General features: G+C 37.1%; 25 protein-coding genes. 17 read left to right on the forward strand and 8 right to left on the reverse strand.

What is annotated here, in order from left to right:
- Positions 1 to 25: 25 nt before the first annotated feature.
- On the forward strand, positions 26 to 754 hold the full coding sequence (locus OVA16_RS19045) for a ZIP family metal transporter (protein WP_267762556.1): 729 nt from the start codon (positions 26 to 28) through the stop codon (positions 752 to 754).
- Between the two features lie 41 nt (positions 755 to 795).
- Here the strand turns inward: OVA16_RS19045 and OVA16_RS19050 are convergent, their stop codons facing one another.
- Positions 796 to 1,506 (reverse strand): LTA synthase family protein, encoded by a 711-nt coding sequence (locus OVA16_RS19050; RefSeq protein ID WP_267762557.1) that lies wholly within the window; start codon positions 1,504 to 1,506, stop codon positions 796 to 798.
- A gap of 11 nt (positions 1,507 to 1,517) precedes the next feature.
- On the reverse strand, positions 1,518 to 2,753 hold the full coding sequence (locus OVA16_RS19055; RefSeq protein ID WP_267762558.1) for an LTA synthase family protein: 1,236 nt from the start codon (positions 2,751 to 2,753) through the stop codon (positions 1,518 to 1,520).
- A 207-nt stretch (positions 2,754 to 2,960) separates the two neighbouring features.
- Here OVA16_RS19055 and OVA16_RS19060 point away from each other — a divergent pair, with 207 nt between their 5' ends.
- The 12 genes from OVA16_RS19060 (at position 2,961) to OVA16_RS19115 (ending at position 13,044) form a co-directional block, all read left to right on the forward strand.
- The gene (locus OVA16_RS19060; protein WP_267762560.1) at positions 2,961 to 3,623 is read left to right on the forward strand and encodes a heme exporter protein CcmB; all 663 of its coding nucleotides are present in this window, start codon (positions 2,961 to 2,963) and stop codon (positions 3,621 to 3,623) included.
- A 118-nt stretch (positions 3,624 to 3,741) separates the two neighbouring features.
- Complete coding sequence (gene ccsA / locus OVA16_RS19065; protein WP_324288455.1) at positions 3,742 to 4,398, forward strand: cytochrome c biogenesis protein CcsA; 657 nt, start codon at positions 3,742 to 3,744, stop codon at positions 4,396 to 4,398.
- A gap of 84 nt (positions 4,399 to 4,482) precedes the next feature.
- Complete coding sequence (locus OVA16_RS19070) at positions 4,483 to 4,701, forward strand: CcmD family protein (protein WP_267762562.1); 219 nt, start codon at positions 4,483 to 4,485, stop codon at positions 4,699 to 4,701.
- 137 nt (positions 4,702 to 4,838) lie between these two features.
- A complete protein-coding gene (locus tag OVA16_RS19075) occupies positions 4,839 to 6,260 on the forward strand; it encodes a Glu/Leu/Phe/Val family dehydrogenase (RefSeq protein WP_267762563.1) in 1,422 nt (473 codons plus the stop codon).
- Positions 6,261 to 6,511: 251 nt separating this feature from the next.
- A complete protein-coding gene (locus OVA16_RS19080) occupies positions 6,512 to 6,958 on the forward strand; it encodes a cytochrome c maturation protein CcmE (RefSeq protein WP_267762564.1) in 447 nt (148 codons plus the stop codon).
- The gene (gene ccsA, locus OVA16_RS19085) at positions 6,958 to 9,426 is read left to right on the forward strand and encodes a cytochrome c biogenesis protein CcsA (protein WP_267762565.1); all 2,469 of its coding nucleotides are present in this window, start codon (positions 6,958 to 6,960) and stop codon (positions 9,424 to 9,426) included. Before OVA16_RS19080 ends, ccsA (OVA16_RS19085) begins: the two co-directional genes overlap by 1 nt.
- Positions 9,426 to 10,184, forward strand: coding sequence for a Rossmann-like and DUF2520 domain-containing protein (locus OVA16_RS19090; RefSeq protein ID WP_267762566.1), 759 nt, complete (start codon positions 9,426 to 9,428; stop codon positions 10,182 to 10,184). The genes ccsA (OVA16_RS19085) and OVA16_RS19090 overlap by 1 nt, the downstream gene beginning before the upstream one ends.
- A gap of 45 nt (positions 10,185 to 10,229) precedes the next feature.
- Positions 10,230 to 10,562, forward strand: coding sequence for a 2Fe-2S iron-sulfur cluster-binding protein (locus OVA16_RS19095; protein ID WP_267762568.1), 333 nt, complete (start codon positions 10,230 to 10,232; stop codon positions 10,560 to 10,562).
- Between the two features lie 100 nt (positions 10,563 to 10,662).
- Entirely contained in the window at positions 10,663 to 10,905 is a 243-nt protein-coding gene (gene iscX / locus OVA16_RS19100; protein WP_138731269.1) for a Fe-S cluster assembly protein IscX, read from the forward strand.
- Positions 10,906 to 10,992: 87 nt separating this feature from the next.
- Positions 10,993 to 11,517: a KdsC family phosphatase gene (locus OVA16_RS19105; RefSeq protein WP_267762569.1), complete on the forward strand. Its 525-nt coding sequence runs from the start codon at positions 10,993 to 10,995 to the stop codon at positions 11,515 to 11,517.
- Positions 11,518 to 11,718: 201 nt separating this feature from the next.
- Entirely contained in the window at positions 11,719 to 12,126 is a 408-nt protein-coding gene (locus tag OVA16_RS19110) for a hypothetical protein (protein WP_267762571.1), read from the forward strand.
- A 351-nt stretch (positions 12,127 to 12,477) separates the two neighbouring features.
- On the forward strand, positions 12,478 to 13,044 hold the full coding sequence (locus tag OVA16_RS19115) for a Maf family nucleotide pyrophosphatase (protein ID WP_267762573.1): 567 nt from the start codon (positions 12,478 to 12,480) through the stop codon (positions 13,042 to 13,044).
- On the opposite strand, the gene OVA16_RS19120 is transcribed toward OVA16_RS19115, so the two are convergent.
- The 5 genes from OVA16_RS19120 to OVA16_RS19140 are packed head-to-tail and all read right to left on the reverse strand — an operon-like array spanning position 13,041 to position 17,295.
- Positions 13,041 to 13,445 carry a hypothetical protein gene (locus OVA16_RS19120; RefSeq protein ID WP_267762574.1) on the reverse strand — a complete coding sequence of 135 codons (405 nt, stop codon included), beginning with the start codon at positions 13,443 to 13,445 and terminating at the stop codon, positions 13,041 to 13,043. The two genes, OVA16_RS19115 and OVA16_RS19120, sit on opposite strands and share 4 nt — an antisense overlap.
- A gap of 28 nt (positions 13,446 to 13,473) precedes the next feature.
- A complete protein-coding gene (locus OVA16_RS19125) occupies positions 13,474 to 15,315 on the reverse strand; it encodes a response regulator (RefSeq protein WP_267762575.1) in 1,842 nt (613 codons plus the stop codon).
- 17 nt (positions 15,316 to 15,332) lie between these two features.
- Positions 15,333 to 15,668, reverse strand: coding sequence for a gliding motility protein GldC (gldC, locus tag OVA16_RS19130; protein ID WP_138730936.1), 336 nt, complete (start codon positions 15,666 to 15,668; stop codon positions 15,333 to 15,335).
- Between the two features lie 30 nt (positions 15,669 to 15,698).
- A complete protein-coding gene (locus OVA16_RS19135) occupies positions 15,699 to 15,980 on the reverse strand; it encodes a hypothetical protein (RefSeq protein ID WP_267762577.1) in 282 nt (93 codons plus the stop codon).
- A 1-nt stretch (position 15,981) separates the two neighbouring features.
- Positions 15,982 to 17,295: a DEAD/DEAH box helicase gene (locus tag OVA16_RS19140; RefSeq protein WP_267762578.1), complete on the reverse strand. Its 1,314-nt coding sequence runs from the start codon at positions 17,293 to 17,295 to the stop codon at positions 15,982 to 15,984.
- 300 nt (positions 17,296 to 17,595) lie between these two features.
- Here OVA16_RS19140 and OVA16_RS19145 point away from each other — a divergent pair, with 300 nt between their 5' ends.
- Genes OVA16_RS19145 through OVA16_RS19160 form a run of 4 tightly spaced genes read left to right on the forward strand, consistent with a single transcriptional unit; the run spans position 17,596 to position 20,476 of the window.
- The gene (locus OVA16_RS19145) at positions 17,596 to 18,930 is read left to right on the forward strand and encodes a dihydroorotase (protein WP_267762580.1); all 1,335 of its coding nucleotides are present in this window, start codon (positions 17,596 to 17,598) and stop codon (positions 18,928 to 18,930) included.
- A 35-nt stretch (positions 18,931 to 18,965) separates the two neighbouring features.
- Positions 18,966 to 19,163, forward strand: a complete 198-nt coding sequence (locus OVA16_RS19150) for a DUF2683 family protein (RefSeq protein WP_267762582.1) — start codon at positions 18,966 to 18,968, stop codon at positions 19,161 to 19,163.
- Positions 19,154 to 19,426 (forward strand): Txe/YoeB family addiction module toxin, encoded by a 273-nt coding sequence (locus tag OVA16_RS19155; protein ID WP_267762584.1) that lies wholly within the window; start codon positions 19,154 to 19,156, stop codon positions 19,424 to 19,426. The genes OVA16_RS19150 and OVA16_RS19155 overlap by 10 nt, the downstream gene beginning before the upstream one ends.
- Positions 19,427 to 20,476: a DUF3810 domain-containing protein gene (locus OVA16_RS19160; protein WP_267762585.1), complete on the forward strand. Its 1,050-nt coding sequence runs from the start codon at positions 19,427 to 19,429 to the stop codon at positions 20,474 to 20,476.
- 69 nt (positions 20,477 to 20,545) lie between these two features.
- Here the strand turns inward: OVA16_RS19160 and OVA16_RS19165 are convergent, their stop codons facing one another.
- Positions 20,546 to 21,127 carry a tRNA-(ms[2]io[6]A)-hydroxylase gene (locus tag OVA16_RS19165; RefSeq protein WP_267762587.1) on the reverse strand — a complete coding sequence of 194 codons (582 nt, stop codon included), beginning with the start codon at positions 21,125 to 21,127 and terminating at the stop codon, positions 20,546 to 20,548.
- Positions 21,128 to 21,237 lie beyond the last annotated feature (110 nt).

Raw genomic sequence — 21,237 nt, forward strand, 5'->3', positions numbered from 1 at the left:
GATTTTCTAACTATTATATCAACTAATGGAACTTTGGAAATTTTTGATTTTATTTTTTGCGGCTTTTTTAGGTGGCTTAACTATCTTTTTGGTTAAAAATGATAAATCGAAGTTACTAAAACTCATACTATCTTTTAGTGGCGCCTATCTTTTTGCCATTACGGTTTTACATTTAATTCCTGATGCCTATCATGGGTCAGACAGCCATGAAATTGGTATTTATATCCTCATTGGTTTTTTATTGCAAATTTTCTTAGAACAGTTTTCTGAGGGCATAGAGCACGGGCACATCCATAAACATTCGCATAGTCACTCATTTCCGTACGGCATTATGATTAGCTTATGCCTACATGCCTTTTTAGAAGGAATGCCTTTAGCAAAAGACCAACATAACGAGCTTATTTTCGGCATTGCACTGCACCATATTCCAGCTGCTTTTGCTTTAGCTAGTATTTTGGTGCAAAGTCACATTAAAAAAGCGGGCATCATAAGTTATCTAATCTTATTTGCCATAATGGCACCATTGGGCTATTGGGTAAGTTTAGGTTTAAGCAATGGTACAATTGGAGGCGTAGAAGCCTACTTCAACAAAATTATGGGCATTGTAATTGGTATATTTTTACATATTTCTACTACCATACTTTTCGAATCGAGCGCCGACCATAAAATTAACAAACGTAAAATGATAGCCGTATTGCTGGGTATAGGCGTTGCTTTGATAGGTTTTTATGCAGGAGCAGGCCACAATCATTAAAAGCCCATTCAACCTTCCCAAAGGGAAGACCTAGCGAATAGTTAATGTTGTTTCATTTTGCCATTTTTAAACCGTTCTGATGCCGTTTGATAATATGCTATTGTTAAATTTTTCAAACTATCATTTTGATAATTATCCAAGGTATACATCCCTTTTTGGTCAGCATTCCATTTAAAAAACTTGATATTCTTTCTATCGTCTATTTGGGTAAATACTTTATTTTTAAGCAATCCCAAGGTACGATAATTACCAATTAGCGCTCGTTCATCACTCGCTTGCATCTTGTTTACATCTTTACCATAAAGCTCCGTATCATAGCTCCAACCAAGGTAACCAAAAAGCGTAGGCATTAAATCTATTTGCGAGCAAAGCTGGTTAAGCTGTTCTTTTTTTCCACCTAAATTAAATATCAAGGCTGGTATCCGATGTTTTTCGATGTTAATTTCCCACTTGCCGGCACTGCTGGCACAATGGTCTGCCACCACCACAAAAACGGTGTTATTAAACCACGGTTTATTTTTTGCCTGCTTTAAAAATCCTCCCAAGGCATAATCCGTGTATTTTACCGCAGCTTCTCTACTTCCTTGTGGAAAATCAACCCTTCCCTCTGGAAAGGTAAAGGGCTTGTGATTTGAGGTAGTCATCACAAATTGAAAGAAAGGCTTTTTTTTGCGATACAAATCATCGGCATATTTTAACGACTGCTTATAAAGGTCTTCATCGCAAATACCCCAAGCATTCTCAAAAGCCACTTCTTCATCTTTTATGGTATACCTATGTGTTTTACATTATCAGACAATGGATTTCCCCTATCCCTATCTACAATATCAAAACCTTGACCACCAAAAAAAGAGTTCATGTTATCAAAATAGCCATCGCCACCATAAATAAACTTCAAATCGTAGTTCTTTTTCTTTAGTATTGTTGCTACAGAGAATATGTTTTCGTTATTAGGTCTACGCACTATACTGTTACCTGGTGTAGGCGGCACACATAAAGTTAATGCTTCCATACCTCGTACAGTACGTGTACCTGTTGCATAAATATTGTTAAAAAAGATACTTTCATTTGCTAACGAATCATACGTAGGTGTAATATTTTGCTGGTTCCCAAACTTCGCCAAAAAATCGGCACTAAAGCTTTCTATTACCACCATTACAATGTTTGGATGGTTAGCGGCAGTACCAACAACGTGTCTTTTAATGTTATCTACCTCATTAACAGTATAATTTTCATTAGCCTGAAGCAATTCTTTTTTAATTACTTGATAGGCTTGCTTTTCTGGCAAAGTAGCATAAAAAGTGTTATAGTCTAATTCGTTAGATCTAAATGCAGCGAAAAAAGAATATACCCCATTTTTACTCAGCTCATTCTCATAAATGTTATTACTCCATTCTGCATCTTTACTTTTCACAAAAAAGACATATATAAACGATATAGCAAATAGTGGTAAAACACCAATTGTTCTTGCTAAGAAATGCTGTTTACTTACAAAAACATTACTTAAAACACCCAATTTCTTATAAAAAAACAACACAGATATTACCGCAACCACTAACACTATAACAATTAAAGGAATGGGATAGCTCTCGTTGATGTTTTCTACCACTTCATAAGTATAGATTAAATAATCTACAGCTATAAAATTAAATCTAGTGCTAAATTCTTCCCAAAAGGTAAACTCGGCCATAAAGGCAAAAAGGGTAACAAATAAGGTTAGGCTAAAAATAGTTATGGTTACAATTCGGTCTAACAAAGTACCAATTAACTTGGTGGGCAAAAGCCATACATAAACAGCATAAATAGCTCCAAAAAATAAAGCAGTACCAAAATCATAAAACAAACCAGTAGCAAAAGTTTTAGCAGTTGCAATTATCGAAAACGGAATGTTTGGCTTTGCCCAAACAAAAAGAATTAAACGTACTAACGAAGAAAGTGCTAAATAAGTTAATAAAAAAGCGTATAGCAACGCTAGCCTACCTTTGAGATAAGTTTTCATTTAGATTAGTTTGATTAGACAGCAACGTTACAATAATTTACGCATATAGACAACCATTTCAGTAAATCAATAAGATACTGTACACCAACAAAATACATTAAAAACCATATAGTAACATCTATAGCTTTACGTAAATACATTTCCAACATTCTTGTCAAAATCTAAATTCTAAAATCTAAAACCGTAAATCATTGTATCTTTGCGCAAATGCAACTGGCCCAACAAGTAAAACATTTAATTAAAAAAGAAATCATTTTAGAATGGCGTTCTAAATATGCCCTCAATGGCGTTTTACTTTACGTAGTTTCTACCGTATTTGTATGCTACATGTCGTTCCAAATTATTGATAAGATCACTTGGAATGCACTTTTTTGGATCATTATGCTTTTTGCATCAATTAATGCCATTGCCAAAAGTTTTTTGCAAGAAAGCAAAGGCAGACAGTTATATATATACACCTTGGTAAGTCCGGCGGCGCTAATTATTGCCAAAACCATATACAATAGCCTGTTGATGATTGTACTAACCGTAATTGCATTGGCATTTTACAGCTTGGTTTTTGAACCAAATGAAGACATCGACATACTAATGTATTTGCTAGCGGCTGTACTGGGCAGTTTAAGTTTCTCTACTATTTTTACCATGGTATCTGCCATTGCCTCTAAAACCGGAAATGGAGGTATGCTGATGGCCATTTTAAGCTTTCCTATTATCATTCCAGTGCTTATCGTACTCATCAAGTTTGCTAAAAATGCCATGGATGGTTTGGATAGATCGGTAAGCTTAGATGAAATTGGCCTACTGGCTGTGATAAATGTAATAGTAATGACAGTAGCTTTATTGTTATTTCCTTACCTTTGGCGAGATTAAAAAATAATGATTGAATTTTGAATGAGTAAATGATGAAATATTTGCTAACCATCTAACTCAAAAACTATACAGGCTATTTAATCATTCAAAACTTAATCATTCAAAATTCAAAAAACTTATGCATAAAACCTGGTGGAAAATATTGGCCGCTGTTTTAGTAGTGTACACGGCAATTGCCGGATTATTGTTAGATGTGCCTAGAATGGCCATTTTAAACGAAACCATTAGGAACCTGTATTTCCACGTACCTATGTGGTTTGCCATGGTGGTTCTTTTCAGTATTTCTGTATGGTACAGCGTTAGGTCTTTAAGCACGCAAAGCGAAGCCGATGATATTAGAGCTGTAGAAAGTGCAAATGCAGGAGTAATTTTTGGCATACTTGGCATTGTAACTGGGGCAGTTTGGGCCAAATTTACTTGGGGGCAGTTTTGGAGTTTCGATCCTAAACAAAACTTTGCAGCAATTTCCCTATTACTTTACTTTGCCTACTTTGTTTTACGCAATGCGATAGACGAAGAACAGAAAAGAGCCAAAATTGCAGCCATCTATAATATTTTCGCTTTCCCGATGATGGTGGTATTACTTTTTGTACTGCCTCGTTTGCAAGACTCGCTCCACCCTGGCAATGGTGGCAACCCCGGCTTTAACAGCTACGACTTGGATAGCAGAATGCGAATGGTATTTTACCCGGCTTGCTTAGGTTGGATTTTAATAGGCTATTGGGTTTACACACTTCGTTTCAGAACAAAAATTTTAGAGAATAAAGAGCTTTAATTCTATACAATAGTTTCATTTTAAAAGCACTTTAGCTGGTATAATTTACAATAACATCATCATATAAAAACAATAAACAGACAGATGAAAAAAATATTAACCTTAATAATCATACTTTTCTCTTCACTTAATTTGCTAGCTCAAAACAACGATATTGAGATGGCAGACCAACTACGTACCGATGGAAAAATTTACATTGTAGTGATTTGCATCGTTATTATTTTGGCAGGCTTGCTATTTTATCTTTTTGCATTAGATAAACGTTTAAAATTGTTAGAAAAAAAATCTGCTAACAAAAACTAATTTTAAACGCAATAGGAACGGCTTTCGAGCCAAAAACGCATAGTGTTTAGCGTACACTAAGAAAATTATTTTTGGCAGAGTGGTTTATTTTACTGCAATTTTGCAGCCGTAAAAGCATAAAACCAAAAATTATAAAAATGGCTAGTACAGCAAATGAAACAAGTTTTTTCACCGATGTGTGTAAAAACTTTGACGCTGCCGCTAAATTCACCTCACACCCTGAGGGTTTGTTGGCACAAATTAAAGCATGTAACAGTGTATACCGTTTTCAGTTCCCTATACGCAGGGGAAACGGCTTTGAAGTAATAGACGCTTGGCGTGTAGAGCACTCGCACCACATGAGCCCTACCAAAGGCGGCATTCGTTACAGCGATATGGTAAACGAAGACGAAGTGATGGCACTTGCAGCGCTAATGACTTATAAGTGCGCTATCGTAAATGTACCATTTGGTGGTGCTAAAGGTGGGATCTGTATCAACCCTAAAAATTACACGGTTGCCGAGTTAGAAACCATTACCCGTCGTTATACTACAGAGTTAATTAAAAAGAATTTTATTGGTCCCGGCATTGATGTTCCTGCTCCAGATTATGGATCTGGCGAACGTGAAATGAGCTGGATTGCCGATACCTATATGACCATGAACCCAGGCTCTTTAGATGCGTTGGGCTGTGTAACAGGTAAACCAATTGCCTTACACGGTATCCGTGGTCGTAAAGAAGCTACCGGTCGTGGTGTTGCTTATGCCGTACGTGAGTGTGTAAGCCACGCTGATGATATGAAAAAACTTGGCTTAACTGCTGGCTTAGATGGTAAAAGAGTTATTGTACAGGGTCTTGGTAACGTAGGCTATCACTCGGCTAAATTTATAACCGAGTTTGGTGGTACCATTGTAGGTATTTGCGAATTTGAAGGCGCAATTTATAACGCTAATGGCTTAAACGTTGATGAGGTTTTTGCACATCGTAAAAATACAGGTTCTTTATTAGGTTTCCCTGGCGCAACAAATTTTAAGAACTCTAAAGAAGGTCTAGAACAAGATTGCGATATCTTGGTGCCTGCCGCTTTAGAAAACCAAATTACTGCCGAAAACATCCGCAACATTAAAGCAAAAATTATTGCCGAAGGTGCTAACGGACCTTGTACGCCAGAAGCAGAAGAAATTTTCACAGAAATGGGCGGCATGATCATTCCAGATATGTATTGCAATGCAGGCGGTGTTACTGTTTCTTACTTCGAGTGGTTAAAAAATCTTTCTCACGTAGCTTTTGGCCGTATGGAAAATCGTTATGCAGAAAATTCAAATGCCAACCTGATCAACACTTTAGAAAGCTTAACAGGAAAAACTATCCCAGCAGAAAATCGATTGATGATTGTTAAAGGCGCATCAGAGTTAGAATTGGTAAACTCTGGTTTGGAAGACACCATGATCCACTCTTACCGTGAGATTAGAGAGACATGGTTGAACAAACCTGAAGTTAAAACTTTAAGAACCGCAGCATTCGTAAATTCGATTGATAAAATTGCCGTTTCTTACATGAACTTAGGCGTTTGGCCATAGACTGTTTCTAAATAAGACAAAGCCCCGTAATTTATATGTTACGGGGCTTTTTTGTTTATCAACTAATTGTCACGTTATGTATTTGGAAGCCTTCGAAATCGCTGAGCTTCTTATGTTTTTCTATCTTTGTGTGCTATATTTTAAATCACACCAAAATCTGTACGCATGAGGTCATCATGATTTACCTATTCAAAAAATCGGTAAACAAATCATGATAGCCCTCATTACAATTGAAAATAAATTAAACACTAATGAGAAAAAGTGCCATTATCGGATTAATCACAATTGCATTATGCATTGGTTTTTTAGTTAGCTTAAACGCTGATACCGATTCTTATTCTAACTTCAACGAAGCTGCTGAATCGCAAAAAGAAGAACACGTGATGGGCCATTGGGAAAAAAGTAAAGGCATGTATTACGATGCTGCAAAAGACCCGAACCATTTTGCTTTCTTTATGAAAGATGAAAAAGGCGTAGTAAACAAGGTGGTACTTAATGGTTCTAAACCACAAGATTTTGAACGTTCGGAAAAATTGGTTTTAATTGGCAAAATGGAAAACAACACCTTCTATGCCTCTAAAATATTAATGAAGTGTCCATCTAAATATAACGACAACATGGTTGAAGTTAATCAAGACGGAACTGTTAAAGAGAGCGATAATCAGCCTAGTAAATACGCAAAAGAATCTAAATCTTAATGGATATTCAGTTTATTGGAGAGAACCTCCTTCCTGGCAAAATAGGCCAATTTTTCATCGTACTTTCGTTTGGCGCATCGTTACTTTCTACTATCGCCTATTTTTTTGCTACTAAAAATAAAAACTTAGCAGACCGTTCTTGGACTAAATTAGGAAGAATTGGATTTGGCCTTAACGTCATCAGTATCATCGGTATTGGCACAACCTTATTCTATCTGATATTAAACCACTATAACGAGTACAACTACGTTTATTCGCACTCGTCTAAAGAACTTCCCGTTTACTATATTGTTTCTGCATTTTGGCAAGGGCAAGAAGGTAGTTTCTGGCTATGGGCATTTTGGCAGGCAGTTTTGGGCCTTGTATTAATCGCTAAAGCTAAATCTTGGGAAAATGGTGTAATGACCATAGTTGCGCTTTCACAAACCTGTTTAACCTCGATGCTTTTAGGAGTTCAATTTTTTGGAATTCATATAGGTTCATCTCCTTTTATCTTATTAAGAGATGCAGTGAATTTAAAAGAAATGGCACCCATATTTGCCGATCCCGAAAATTATAAAAATTACCTAAGTTTCATTACAGATGGCAAAGGTTTAAATCCGCTATTGCAAAATTATTGGATGGTCATACACCCGCCAACCTTATTTCTAGGATTTGCCAGTATGATTGTTCCTTTTGCTTACGGCATTACCGCTTTATGGCAACAACGTTATAAAGATTGGGTTAAACCAGTATTGCCATGGGTATCATTCGCCGTGATGATTTTAGGAACGGGTATCATTATGGGGTCTTTTTGGGCTTACGAAGCACTTAACTTTGGTGGTTTCTGGGCTTGGGATCCTGTAGAAAACGCTTCTATTATCCCTTGGTTAACCTTAATTGGTGGTTTACACGTAATTATAGCCTATAAAAATACTGGCCATGCTTATTTTACAGCAATGGCGCTGATTTTGGTAAGTTTTATTTTAGTGCTCTACGCATCGTTCTTAACCAGAAGCGGCATTTTGGGCGAAACTTCTGTACACTCGTTTACCGATTTGGGAATGTCTGGCCAGTTGATTTTCTACATCGCAACATTCTTGGGCATTGCCGTGTTAGCAGTGGTATCGAGATGGAAAGAGCTACCAATTACGCATAAAGATGAAGAGACCTATTCTCGTGAGTTTTGGATGTTTATTGGTGCTTTGGTGGTAACCGTTTCTTGTATCCACATTATTTTTGCTACCTCTGTTCCGGTATTTAATGCGGTTTTTGGAACAAATTATGCACCTATCAAAGATGCAATTAGATTTTACAACCAATGGCAAGCGCCTTTTGCAGTGCTCATTGCGTTAATTTCTGGTTTCTCACAATTCTTGAAATACAAGCGTACCGATCCACGTAAATTCTATAGTAGCTTAATCTCTTCTGTTGTTTTTGCCTTGGTAATTACCGCTGCGTTTGCATGGGTAAGTGGCATATACACCAATCTAATGTATATTATTCTTACGTTTAGTTGTATATTCTCTGTATTGGCCAATGCAAGGCTGCTCACTGGAATTTTCACTAAACGCGGTAGCAAGTTGGCAGGTTCGGCTATTGCACACATCGGCTTTGCCATCTTATTAGTTGGTGCTTTGGTGGCTGCAGCAACAAGCAATCCAATTTCTATTAACGAAACCAACTTCATTCCCGTTAAGGATTTTGAAAAAGCAGCCAAACCAGGCGAAAATATCATGTTATATAAGAACGAGCCTAAAAAAATGGGCAAATACACCGTTACTTATGTGAGCGATACCACCATACAGCCCAATACTTATTATAAGCTTAATTTTAGGGTAATTGATGAAGAAACTGGAAAGGTAAAAGAAGATTTTACGGTTGACCCAAGTATCCAAGAAAATGGAAGAATGGGCTTAATTGCCTCTCCAGATACGAAACACTACCTATTTAAGGATATCTATACGCACATTACCAGTGCGGCACAGAAAAAAGAAGAACACGCCGACCACGAAGGGCATACCGAAGAAGAGAATTATAAGGCTCCTCGCATTGTTGCCTTAAAAGTTGGCGATACGGTACACACCAGTAGTGGTGTACTTACGGTAAAATCGCTAAATAAACAACCCGTAGTTAAAGACTTAAAGATTGAGAAAGAAGATATTGCAGTAAGCTTGCCGTTAGAAATTAACGTAAGTGGCAAAATTTACAATGCAGAGCCTTTGTTTTTAATTAAAGGGAACAATACGTTCGATTTTGCTCGTAAAATTGATGAACTTGGGTTAAGAATAAGGTTTACAAAAATCATCCCAGATCAAGATAAGTTCGAATTACAGATTTTTGAGAAGCCGCAGCAAGCTAAAGACTGGTTAGTATTTAAGTCTATAGAATTTCCTTTCATCAATTTGTATTGGATTGGAACAATTGTAATGGTAATTGGTTTCTTAATTTCTATCTTTAGAAGGAAAAAAGAGCTTAAAACAGAGTAATGACAGTTTCCATTATCGGTTCGGGAAATGTAGCTACTCACCTGGCCAAAGCTTTGAAAACTGCTAATGTGAAGGTTTTAAGTATTTGGTCTAACCGTTTTGAAAATGCGGAAGAGCTAGCCCAACTAGTTAATGCAAAAGCAGTAAAAGAACTAACAGAAATTGCAGCCGATGAAAGCGATATTTTACTCATTTCGGTTAAAGATGATGCCATTGGCAGCGTTGTACAAAAGTTAAATGGCTACAGCGGCGTAGTAGCACATACTTCTGGTTCGGTAAGCCTAACGGCACTAAACGGTATAGAAAGCCATGGCGTTTTCTATCCATTACAAACTTTTTCTAAGCAAAAAGAGATTGATTTTAGCCTTGTTCCGCTCTGTTTAGAAGCAAGTACCCCATCAGCCTTGGCAAAGCTAAAAAAGTTGGCAGCCTTGTTAAGCAGACATTGTTATGATGTGGATAGCGAACAAAGAAAAATTTTACATTTGGCTGCCGTTTTTGCCTGTAATTTCCCCAACTATCTTTATGGAATTGCACAGCAGTTATTAGCCCAAAACCAGTTAGATTTTAACATTATTAAACCGTTAATTATCGAAACTGCTAATAAAATACAAACCGCTTTACCGGTAAACGTACAAACTGGCCCCGCCATTAGAAATGATGTGCAAACATTAAATAAGCATGAGGAAATGCTACAAAAGCATCCCGAATGGTTAACGATATATAAATTATTAAGCGAGCAGATTAAAAAAGGGTAAATCATACTGTTTTTTAGTTTTGGCTGCTTATTTTTGCATCAAATTATGAGTATTTTTAAACTAAAGATAAATTTCGAAGAAGAAGGGAAAGAGCCTGTAGAATTACCTATTGCTGCTGGCGAAGATGTGTTAGACGTGGTGTTAGATAATGGCATTAAATTACAGCACAACTGCGGTGGTGTTTGTGGCTGTAGTATTTGCCATATTTATGTAACCAAAGGCATGGATAACATCCAAGAAATCTCCGAAAAAGAAGAAGATTTTGTAGACAGAGCGGTTAGACCGAAAATCACCTCTCGATTGGCTTGCCAGTGCGTAGTTCTAAACGGCGATATAGAAGTTACTATTCCAGATCAATCTGGATTTTTAGGACACTAGACAGTTTTCAGTCGGCAGTTTTCAGTTATCAGTTAACCGATTAAACAGCTACACAGTTAGTCAACAATTTAACAATAGAACAATTTAGCAATTACCATAAATGAACAACGATAAATTCGCCTTGCCAATTCACTGGAACGACATTGAAGATATTGCCTTAGAGCTTTACGAGAAATTTGGCGATGATTTTAATGAGCAAAAAATCTATAGAATTAGGTTTACCGATTTGATTGAATGGGTATTAGCATTACCAAACTTTGCAGGTACGAGAGAGCAATGTACAGAAGGTCACTTAGAGCAAATTCAATCTGCTTGGGTTTACGAGTGGAGAGATAATCAGTAAACAGTTGCCAGGAATTAGGTATCAGTGGCTAGTTTAATTAGCGATTTGACAATTGAACTAATGAACAAGTGAAGCAATAAACATTGTATGCTACAAAACCTTAAGAATATTACCACTTTCATGTTTGATATTGATGGCGTGTTAACCGATGGCAAATTGTTTGCTTCGGATAGCGGAGAGCTTCTAAGATCATTTAATGCCAAAGATGGATATGCCATGCAGCTGGCGGCTAAAAATGGCTATCGAATTTGTATTATTTCTGCGGGTAGGGGTTCAGCACTAAATAAACGCTTCGAAAATTTAGGCATAGCTGATGTATTTTTAGCAGTAGAAAACAAGGCTTCAATTTACCATAGCTACATACTTCAGCACCACATTTCTCCGTCGCAGGTATTGTATATGGGAGACGATATTCCTGATCTGGAAGTTATGAAATTAGTGGGTATAGCCGCCTGCCCTGCCGATGCCTCGGAAGAAATTAAAGCGATCAGTCATTACGTATCGCCGAAAAAAGGAGGCGAAACCGCAGTTAGGGATGTGATAGAAAAAGTACTTAAAGTGCAACACAACTGGTATACAAATGCGCCCACTGCCGCAGAAGCGAGCAAATAATTAGTTGTTTGTTTATCTAGCGGTTGGTTGGCAACAAACCTTTATCATCCAATCATCACATTAGCTAATTATTACATTAGTTATCATCACATCAAAAAACTTAACATCTTTTAACAATTTATTCTCTTCTATCGATTAAACTTTGTTTTGTTTTTCTACTCCAACAAGAAACATTACAACATAAAACTTAGAACAGAAAAAATGAAAAAATTAATGATGATTTGCGGGCTATTATTTGGTATGGTAGCTTTTGCACAAGCACAACAAGGTGGCGGAAGACCAGGTGGCGGCCCTGGTGGACGTATGGGCATGAACCCAGAAGCCAGAGTGAAGCAGCTAGATGAGAAACTGAAGCTATCTGACGATCAAAAAACAAAACTAACTGCAATTTTTACCGACCAAGTTGAGGCCCAAAAGAAAATGCGTGAAGAGGCTCAAGATGGTGGCGATAGAAAAGCGATGATGGAAAAAATGCAGAAAATGAGAGCTGAATTAGAAACCAAGGTAAACGGTGTATTAACCGAAGATCAGAAAAAAACCTACAAAGCAATGCTTGATGAGCAAAAAGCTGAGATGGAAAAAAGAATGAAAGAGCGTCAGGAGCGCTAAGAGCGCTAAGGCGGAAACTAATTAACGTGAGTTCGGGATAAGAAAATTATGCTATTTGCTAGCGATAGCGCTTCAAATCTTCGTTCAGCTAATTTTCGGTCTCTTATTTTTCGGGCCGCACTAATAAGCCAAAGCACTTTCTTTGAAAGAAAAATAAGCAACCGAGAGTTTTTGTTACTTTTTGCGGTCAAAAAGTAAGAGCCCAGCGGCGGCGAGCTAAAAAAATACGTTCAATGCGGATTTCTCAAGAATTGTAAATACACTCAACCCGAACTCACGTTAATTAGCAAATAAAAGACTATAATAGAAGCGGCTATTTGTCGCTTTTGTTATTTTTGGAAAAAATTTGATATGCTAAAGCTTACCGCACCAATTATACTTGCTTCAAAATCTCCAAGACGACAAGAGCTCTTAAATTTAATGGGCTTAAAATTTACTGTAGAATTAAAAGATGTAGATGAAAGTTACCCAGAAACATTAAGTGCTCCAGAAATTGCCGTGTACATTGCCGAAAAAAAAGCAAAAGCCTTTATTGCCAATCCAGATCAAATTATTATTACCGCTGATACCATTGTTGCCATTAAAGGCGAAATATTAGGTAAACCGAAAGATTACACTGAGGCACAACAAATGCTCAGGAAATTATCGGGCAACAAACACGAGGTTTATACTGGCGTCAGCATCAATTACAAAGGCAAAATAACTTCATTTTACGACCAAACAGAAGTATTTTGTAGGCGGTTAAACGAGGAGGAAATCGACTATTACATTGATAACTTTAAACCTTTTGATAAAGCGGGCAGCTATGGCGTACAAGATTGGTTTGGCTTAACCGTTGTTGAGCGATTAAGTGGTTCTTACACCAATGTAATGGGCTTACCTACCGAGAAACTTTACCAATACCTGCTTAAAATTTAAGCGTTTAATCTTTCTTTTTTAACACTGAACAGTAACAAAACGGCACCAATAAGCAGAATGATCCATCCCCATTGGAAGTGAATGGCCTTACCCAATAAATTGTCGGCTATTTTCATCCCAAAGTAGTGAGTAGATTTAAAATAAACTGCCGTAGCCATTAGCAAAACCCAAATAAACATTACCCTGGTTAGTAATCTAAAGGCTTTTAACTGTCTAATAAAATAACACAGCGCCATTATGGCAATAAGCGAGTAAGTAATTAGGAAAAGGCGAACGTCTGTTTTGTACAAGCCCCAGTTAACCCATTCGAAAATAATTTTAACTTGTAGTATTGGGCAAAAGCCGGCAACAAAAACTAAGATTAGCCCAATAAAGGCCATTGGCTTATTTACAATTAGCATCTTTACTTCTTTTAAGCCGCTAACTTAATCAATTAGATTGATGTTTGCTTTTGTATTCGATAATTTTTGGAGCCCACTTTCTAATGACCTCTTCTATCTCTGCTGGTTTAAAAGGCTTTGCAATAAAATCTTGCATACCAGCTTCTAGGCACTTATCTTTTCCATCGCCTAAGGTATTTGCAGTTAAGGCTACCACAACTGGAAATTCATACACTCGATAGTGCTTTCTAATTTCGGTGGTGGCTACCGTTCCGTCCATAATTGGCATTTGCATATCCATAAAAATAAGGTCAAAATGTTCTTGTTTAACCATATCTACAGCAATTTGCCCATTCGAAGCTTTTTTACACTCGTAACCCAGTTTACCCAAAGTTTTAATGATGAGCATGAGATTAATCTCATTATCGTCAACCACTAATATTTTAAAAGGATAGTGGCTAGAAAGTTTATCATCTAATACTGATTTATTTTCTTCTTTAGGTAATTTGGGTGCCTTTTTCTCTACGGCCTCGTTGGTAGTAATAAAAAAAGTAAATGCCGAACCTTTACCAACTTCACTTTTCACTTTTACCTTACCTCCCATCATGGTAATTAGGTTATATGCAATGTTAAGGCCTAAACCTGTGCCACCATATTTGCGCATGGTAGATTGGTCTATTTGTACAAATGGTTTAAACAGCTGTTTAATTCTGTCTTCGGCAATGCCAATTCCGGTATCTTTGGTTACAAAACCAAGGCGTATTTTGCCAAACTCATCTTTATCTATTACTGCACACTCTAAAATAATATGGCCTTTTTCGGTAAACTTTACTGCATTGCTTAAAAAATTAAGCAGTACTTGCTTTAACCGTTTAGGATCGCAATAGATGGCATTTGGCACATTTTTATCCACCTTGAAACTGATAGATAACTGTGGTGTAGACGGTGGCAGGTTTTGGGCAAAAGTTTCGGCAATGAGCGCTCTAATATTTACCGAAGTGGCATCTAAATGTATTTTACCAACTTCAATTTTCGAAAAATCAAGAATATCATTTACAATACGAAGTAGCGACTCTGCACTATTCGAAATGGTTTTTGCATATTCTCTTTGCTCGGCACTTAAAGTACCTTGCAATAAAAGATTAGACATTCCCAAAACACCATTCATGGGTGTTCTAATTTCATGGCTAATCATTCCCAAATATTCTGTTTTGGCATTATTTGCAGCTTGAGCGCTCAATTTAGCTTCGTAAATTTCTTTATCATGCAACAACTGTCTTCTCAATCCTCTTTGAGACCGGTTATAGAGCACCACTACCATAATCAAGATCAGCCCTCCAACGGCAATAACCAAGTATCCTAGCTTTTCATAAAAACTATCGTTCTGCGAAATTCGGCTTTTAAGATCATCTCTTAACAGTTTAACCAATTGGATAATTAGTGGTGCAGTAGAACCTATTTTATGGCTAAATGCAGGTTTAGGGGTAAGATTACCATGTGCCTGAGCAGACAGTTCAAGCTGTATGGTGTAGAAATTTTCTTCTTCGGCTAAGTTCTTTGTTATCTGTAGCGCTTCGTGGTTGTAAATTTCGTTGGCATTGGCAAATGAGGCAAGCACTTTTTTGCTTTGGGTTATTAGCTTTTGATATTTTTTTAGGCTATCTAGCTGAGTAGTATCTCCATCTGCAAAATTAAGGTACGCATGACTAGCTTTCTGCAATGCGCCATTTAATTCTATTAAGCCTGCCACCTGCCGTTGCGTTTGCCTAAAATAAACCGTATTATCTTTATTATAATACAACAAGGCCACGCCCCCACCAATTACCGCAAAAATTAGCAGTAACTTTACCACAAAGTTTATAAAAATTCGTTTAGATGCAGGCTGGCCCATAAAAATATCATACTTGGCTATCCTTTGGTATTGATACCCATTTTATCTGCAAAATGTGCGCAATAATCTCGTAAATCTTCAACTATGTTCTTCTCTCCTGTAGCTCTTAAAAAGCTATCGCCCATGGTTTGTAATGTTTCATAAAAAAAACGTTTCATCTCGTCTACTGGCATATCTTTAGTCCATAAATCTATTCTCATCGCATTTTTATAGTTATGGTCCCAAAGTGCTAACATCATTGATTTTGCAGCAACCTGATCTTTATTCTCCGAGTCTGTTGATTCCCAAAGAATATTTTCTGGAACATTTTTTTCATCCAACTCTACTGTAATTTTTATTTCTGCTTTTTTCATTTTTATCTTTTTTTTAATGTTTAAAACGTATTAACCAAACACGCTTATTTTTAACACTAAGACAAAAACAACAGCCAGTATTACAACCATAAGTTGCATAAGCCAAAGTCTTGCCAAAGTGGGAATAAACTTTCTGAAAATTTGATCACAAAGGAACGATACAAAAAAAACTAACAAACCTAAGGCAATAAACAGCCCTTTAAACCCTTGGTTAGCAGGAGCCAATAACCAATTTTTATTGACAACTAGGCCAACTACAGCCATAATACTAAGGGCAGATACAATGTTTAAGGGGGTTAGTTTTACTTTCAATTTATCTTCGCGATTTAGGTTTGGATTTGTAGTTTCCCTTTGTAACTTTTTTGTTTGTAGAAGGGTACTGTTTTTTCTTTTCGTGGAAAGCACCTTTAAAGTCGGGATTTTCTTTCCTCTTTTGGGTATCAATTTCCCTTGCTATAAATTGTTTTTCCTCATAGGGCGTTTCTTCAACAAAAACTTCGCTTGGCAATTGCATTTCGGGAATTTGTTGTCTAATTAACCTTTCTATTTTATCGATGTAATATCGCTCTGCTTCGTTATAAAAAGTAATGGCTGTTCCTTCGTTAAAAGCCCTTCCGGTTCTGCCAATTCTATGTACATAATCTTCAATAATTATAGGCACATCAAAATTAATTACATGGCTTACTTCGCTTACATCAATACCTCTCGAAGCTACATCTGTAGCCACCAATACTCTAATATTTCCTTCTTTAAAACTATTAATAGAATTGATACGAGTATTTTGCCCCTTATTAGCGTGAATTACCCTTACCGCATCTTCTCCCAATCTTCTAGCAATAAAACTATTGATGTTATCTGCTACTGTCTTCGTTTTACAGAAAATGATCAGTTTTTTAAATTCCTCATCGTTTTTCAACAAATGCTGCAACAAATTGATTTTGGTCTTGAAATTTGGCACGGCGTACATCAGCTGGGTTACCGTTTTGGCTGGTGTGGCCTGTGTAGCCACCTCAACGGTTAGCGGGTTTTTCAAGAAATCGCCGGCAATTTTATGCACCAAATCGCTCATAGTGGCCGAGAAAAGTAGGTTTTGGCGTTTACGAGGCACCACTTCCAAAATACGGTGTATAGAACCTATAAAGCCCATATCCATCATTTTATCGGCCTCGTCTAGCACCAAAAACTGTAGGCTACGTGTATTGATATCGCCTGCCAAATACAAATCTAAAAAACGACCTGGGGTAGCTACCAAAATATCTACACCTTTAGCAATTTGCTCCTTTTGCGTTTTAGGACCCAAACCACCGAAAATTACCACGGTTCTTAAATCGGTGTATTTAGAAAACAGCTTTACCTGCTCTTCAATTTGCAGGGCCAATTCTCTTGTAGGCACTAAAATTAAAGCTCTAGGATTTTCGCCCTGCGCAAATTTTAACTTCATGAGCATTGGCAATACGTAAGCGGCAGTTTTACCTGTACCCGTTTGCGCAATACCGAACAAATCTTGTCCCGACAAAACTGGCGCAATGGCCTTCTCTTGAATTGGCGTAGCTTCGGTAAAACCCGCTTCTTCTACTGCGTTAAGTATTTGTCTGTTGAGCTTAAACTCATCGAATTTTTTTGGCATAGCTGCGAATTTACGATTTTAGATTTATGAAATACGAGTTGCAGGTTTTAATGACTGAATTTTGAATGAAGCTAGCTTTCGTCAGTAACAAAAAATAAACAATAATTCATTTTGAGCAAAGCAGTTTCAGTATTTCATCGGCCGCGAAAGACCTGCTATCCGCTTTACTTCGGGCAAACACATAGGTTTGCCGCTACGTGCCCGCTCCTATCAGGTTTATTCTACAAAATTCAGTGCAAAAACGCGGCAAATCTCAAATCTCATATCTCAAATCTCAAATCTATCTTTATCTTTACCAACATGAGCACAATCTTGATTAAAGCAGCTAATATTGTTAACGAAGGGCAAATTTTCACCTCAGACTTACTGATTAAAAACGGAAGAATTGAAAAAATTGCACCAACAATTGATGCGCCAGCCGATTTAGAAATTAATGCAGAAGGCTTACATCTTTTACCCGGAATGATAGACGACCAAGTGCATTTCCGCGAACCTGGCTTAACCCACAAAGCTGATATTTTTTCGGAAAGTATGGCCGCGGTAGCAGGTGGAATTACTTCTTTTATGGAAATGCCCAACACCGTTCCCAATACCTTAACACAAGATTTACTGGCCGATAAATACGCCATTGCTCAACAAACATCGTTGGCTAACTACTCGTTTTATATGGGTGCCAGCAATGATAATATAGAAGAAGTGCTAAAAACCGATGCCAAAAATGTGTGCGGCATTAAAGTTTTCATGGGTTCTTCTACCGGGAATATGCTGGTAGATAATGAGAAAACATTGGAAAATATTTTCAGTAAAGCGCCCATGTTGGTAGCTACGCATTGCGAAGATGAAGCCACCATCCGTCATAACTTAACGGCTTACAAAGAAAAATATGGCGATGATTTAACGATAGATATGCACCCTTTAATTAGAAGTGCCGAGGCTTGCTACAAATCGTCATCATTGGCAGTAGAACTGGCCAAACGTTACAATACTCGTCTGCATATCCTCCATATTTCTACTGCAAAAGAAGTGGCCTTATTTGATAACGCACTAGCATTAGCCGATAAAAGAATTACCGCCGAAGCTTGCGTACATCACCTTTGGTTTAACGATGCTGATTACGCCACAAAAGGGAACTTTATTAAATGGAACCCAGCAGTAAAAACCGCAGCAGACCAAGCTGGCATTTTACAAGGTTTGCTAGACGATCATATTGATGTGATTGCTACCGACCACGCCCCACACACCATTGATGAGAAAAATCAGCCGTATGCACAAGCTCCTTCTGGCGGGCCTTTGGTACAGCATGCTTTACCAGCTTTGCTAGAAATGCACTTACAAGGCAAAATCTCGTTAGAAAAAATCGTAGAAAAGGCATCGCACAACGTAGCAACTTGTTTTAATTTAAGCGAACGTGGTTTTGTGAGAGAAGGTTACTGGGCAGATTTGGTTTTGGTAGACTTGAAAGATGATTGGAAGGTAACCTCGTTAAATACACTGTACAAATGTGGTTGGTCGCCTTTTGATGGAGAAACTTTTAGAGCTAGTATTACGCATACTTTTGTATCGGGTAATTTGGCTTATCAAAAAGGCAAGTTTATGACAAATGAAACGGGTAAGCGTTTAACGTTTGACCGATAATTAATTATATTTGTATTGATTTTAAGATAGCGAAAATGGAAACTTTAATCATACATCCTAAAAACAAAGAGCAATTAGCAGCTATCAAAGCTTTCGTTAAAGCATTAAAAATTGACTTCACTACTGAAAAAAGCCTTTACAATCCTAATTTCGTGAAAGAAATACTACAAGCGAAAGAAGATATTAAAAATGGAAAAGGTGTTAAAATTGCAATCGAAGACCTGTGGAAGTAATCTACTCCCCTAAAGCTATTAACGACTTGATGTTCTGGAAAAAATCTGGAAATAAAGTAATTCAAAAGAAGATCGAACAATTAATTACAGCCATACAAGAAAATCCATTTTCAGGAATTGGAAAACCCGACCCACTTAAATATGAATTATCAGGTTCTTGGTCTCGACGTATAAATGAAGAGCATCGAATTATCTATGAAATTCATGACAATGAGACTGTAGTAATTTTAGAAATCCAATCATTAAAAGGGCATTACAAATAAGTGCAGAAGAAACTTACATTTACCTACATAAGCCTTGCTGCCTTAATTTTCATTTTCGGCTATTTCCCGCAAGCTGTAGAAAACTATTACAGTCGAGGTTTTTACTTAATTACTTCATTTTTACAACGCTATATTTCATCTATTTTCCCATTTGCCATAGGCGATTTTCTTTATGCGCTTTTTGTTATCTATATACTCAAAAACATCATCTTTTTCATCAGTAGGCAAAAAAAGACAAAAAAAGATTACACTTCATTCGGGTTAAAAAGCATCAACTTTGTGTTGATCATCTACATTTCATTTAAACTACTATGGGGCTTAAACTACGCTCGTCCTAGAATTAACGAGCAACTGCAAATCAGCAATCAACCTTATCAAAAAGAGCAGCTTTTAAGATTGAGCTCCTTTTTTCTGCAAAAGCTAAGCTCGTTAAGTCAATCTGCAGATAGTATTCATTTCAATTACACAACAAATGAGTTAGAAGATATTGCTGCTACGGCCTACAATCAATTAGCAGAAAAGCAACCCTTTTTCCGCTACAAGTATATGTCGGTTAAACCCGTAACAAGTGCTTGGCTAGTGAGCAAAACAGGCATTGAAGGCTATTACAACCCGCTTTCTGGCGAGGCGAACATTAACCAGCGTTTACCTAATTTTGTACTACCTTTTGTTACCTGTCACGAAATTGCGCACCAAATAGGTGTAGCAAAGGAAGATGAAGCCAACTTGGTGGGTTATCTCACTGCCATTCAGAGTAAAAATAAGCAATTTCAATATTCGGCCTATTACAATATGTTGAGGTATGTTTTGTTTGAAATTAGAATGAAATACCCAGAAGATTACAATATCATCATTGAAAAAATCCCTGAAAGCATATTAGATAATTTTAAAAAAGAACGAGAATTTTGGGCAAAATATAACGGGGCTATGTCGGTTTATATGGGTAAAACCTTCGATAAAATCTTAAAACTGAACAACCAACGAAAAGGCATTAAAAGCTACCAAGATATTGTGCTTTGGTTAGTGAATTATCACAAAAGGGAGTTATGAGTTAAAAGTTACGTGTTACGAGGCTAGATAATTAAAACCGATAAACCAAAACTGGCAACACGCAACCCATCATCCGTGTATTGCTTGTTTTTTACCGTAACTTTTAATCAAATTCCCTTCAAATTCTAGCCATTCTTTCCAGCGCTTATCTACATCTACATCAATGGTATATTTACGGGCAAAATTTAAGAAAGTGGTATAATGTGTCGCTTCAGAAACCATTAAATCATGATAGAATTTTGCTAGTTCTTCGTCCTTAATATTTTGCGATAACACCCGGAAACGTTCGCAACTGCGGGCTTCAATCATAGCGGCAAACAACAGCCTGTCTATAAAAGCCTGGTTTCTGCTGCCATCTTTTTTGCTAAACTTAACCAACTGCCCTACATAATCATCCTTACGTTCTCTACCTAAAGTATAACCACGTTCTTTAATGATATTGATGACCATCTGAAAGTGTTCCAATTCTTCCAAAGCAATTGCCGTAAGTTCATCTACTAAATCCTGATGTTCGGAGTTCTGCGTAATTAAAGTAATGGCATTACTCGCCGCTTTTTGCTCGCACCAAGCGTGGTCGGTCAATATTTCTTCGAGATTTCCTTCGGCAATGTTTGCCCAACGCGGGTCGGTAAGTAATTTCAGTCCTAGCATAAGGTACAAAATTAAGAAAATAGCCACAGATGCACAGATGTTTTAAAATATTGTTTTATTGTTTAACAACATTAACGGAACAAAATCTGTGCATCTGTGGCTAATAAACT

Source organism: Pedobacter sp. SL55 (assembly GCF_026625705.1).
GTDB lineage: Bacteria > Bacteroidota > Bacteroidia > Sphingobacteriales > Sphingobacteriaceae > Pedobacter.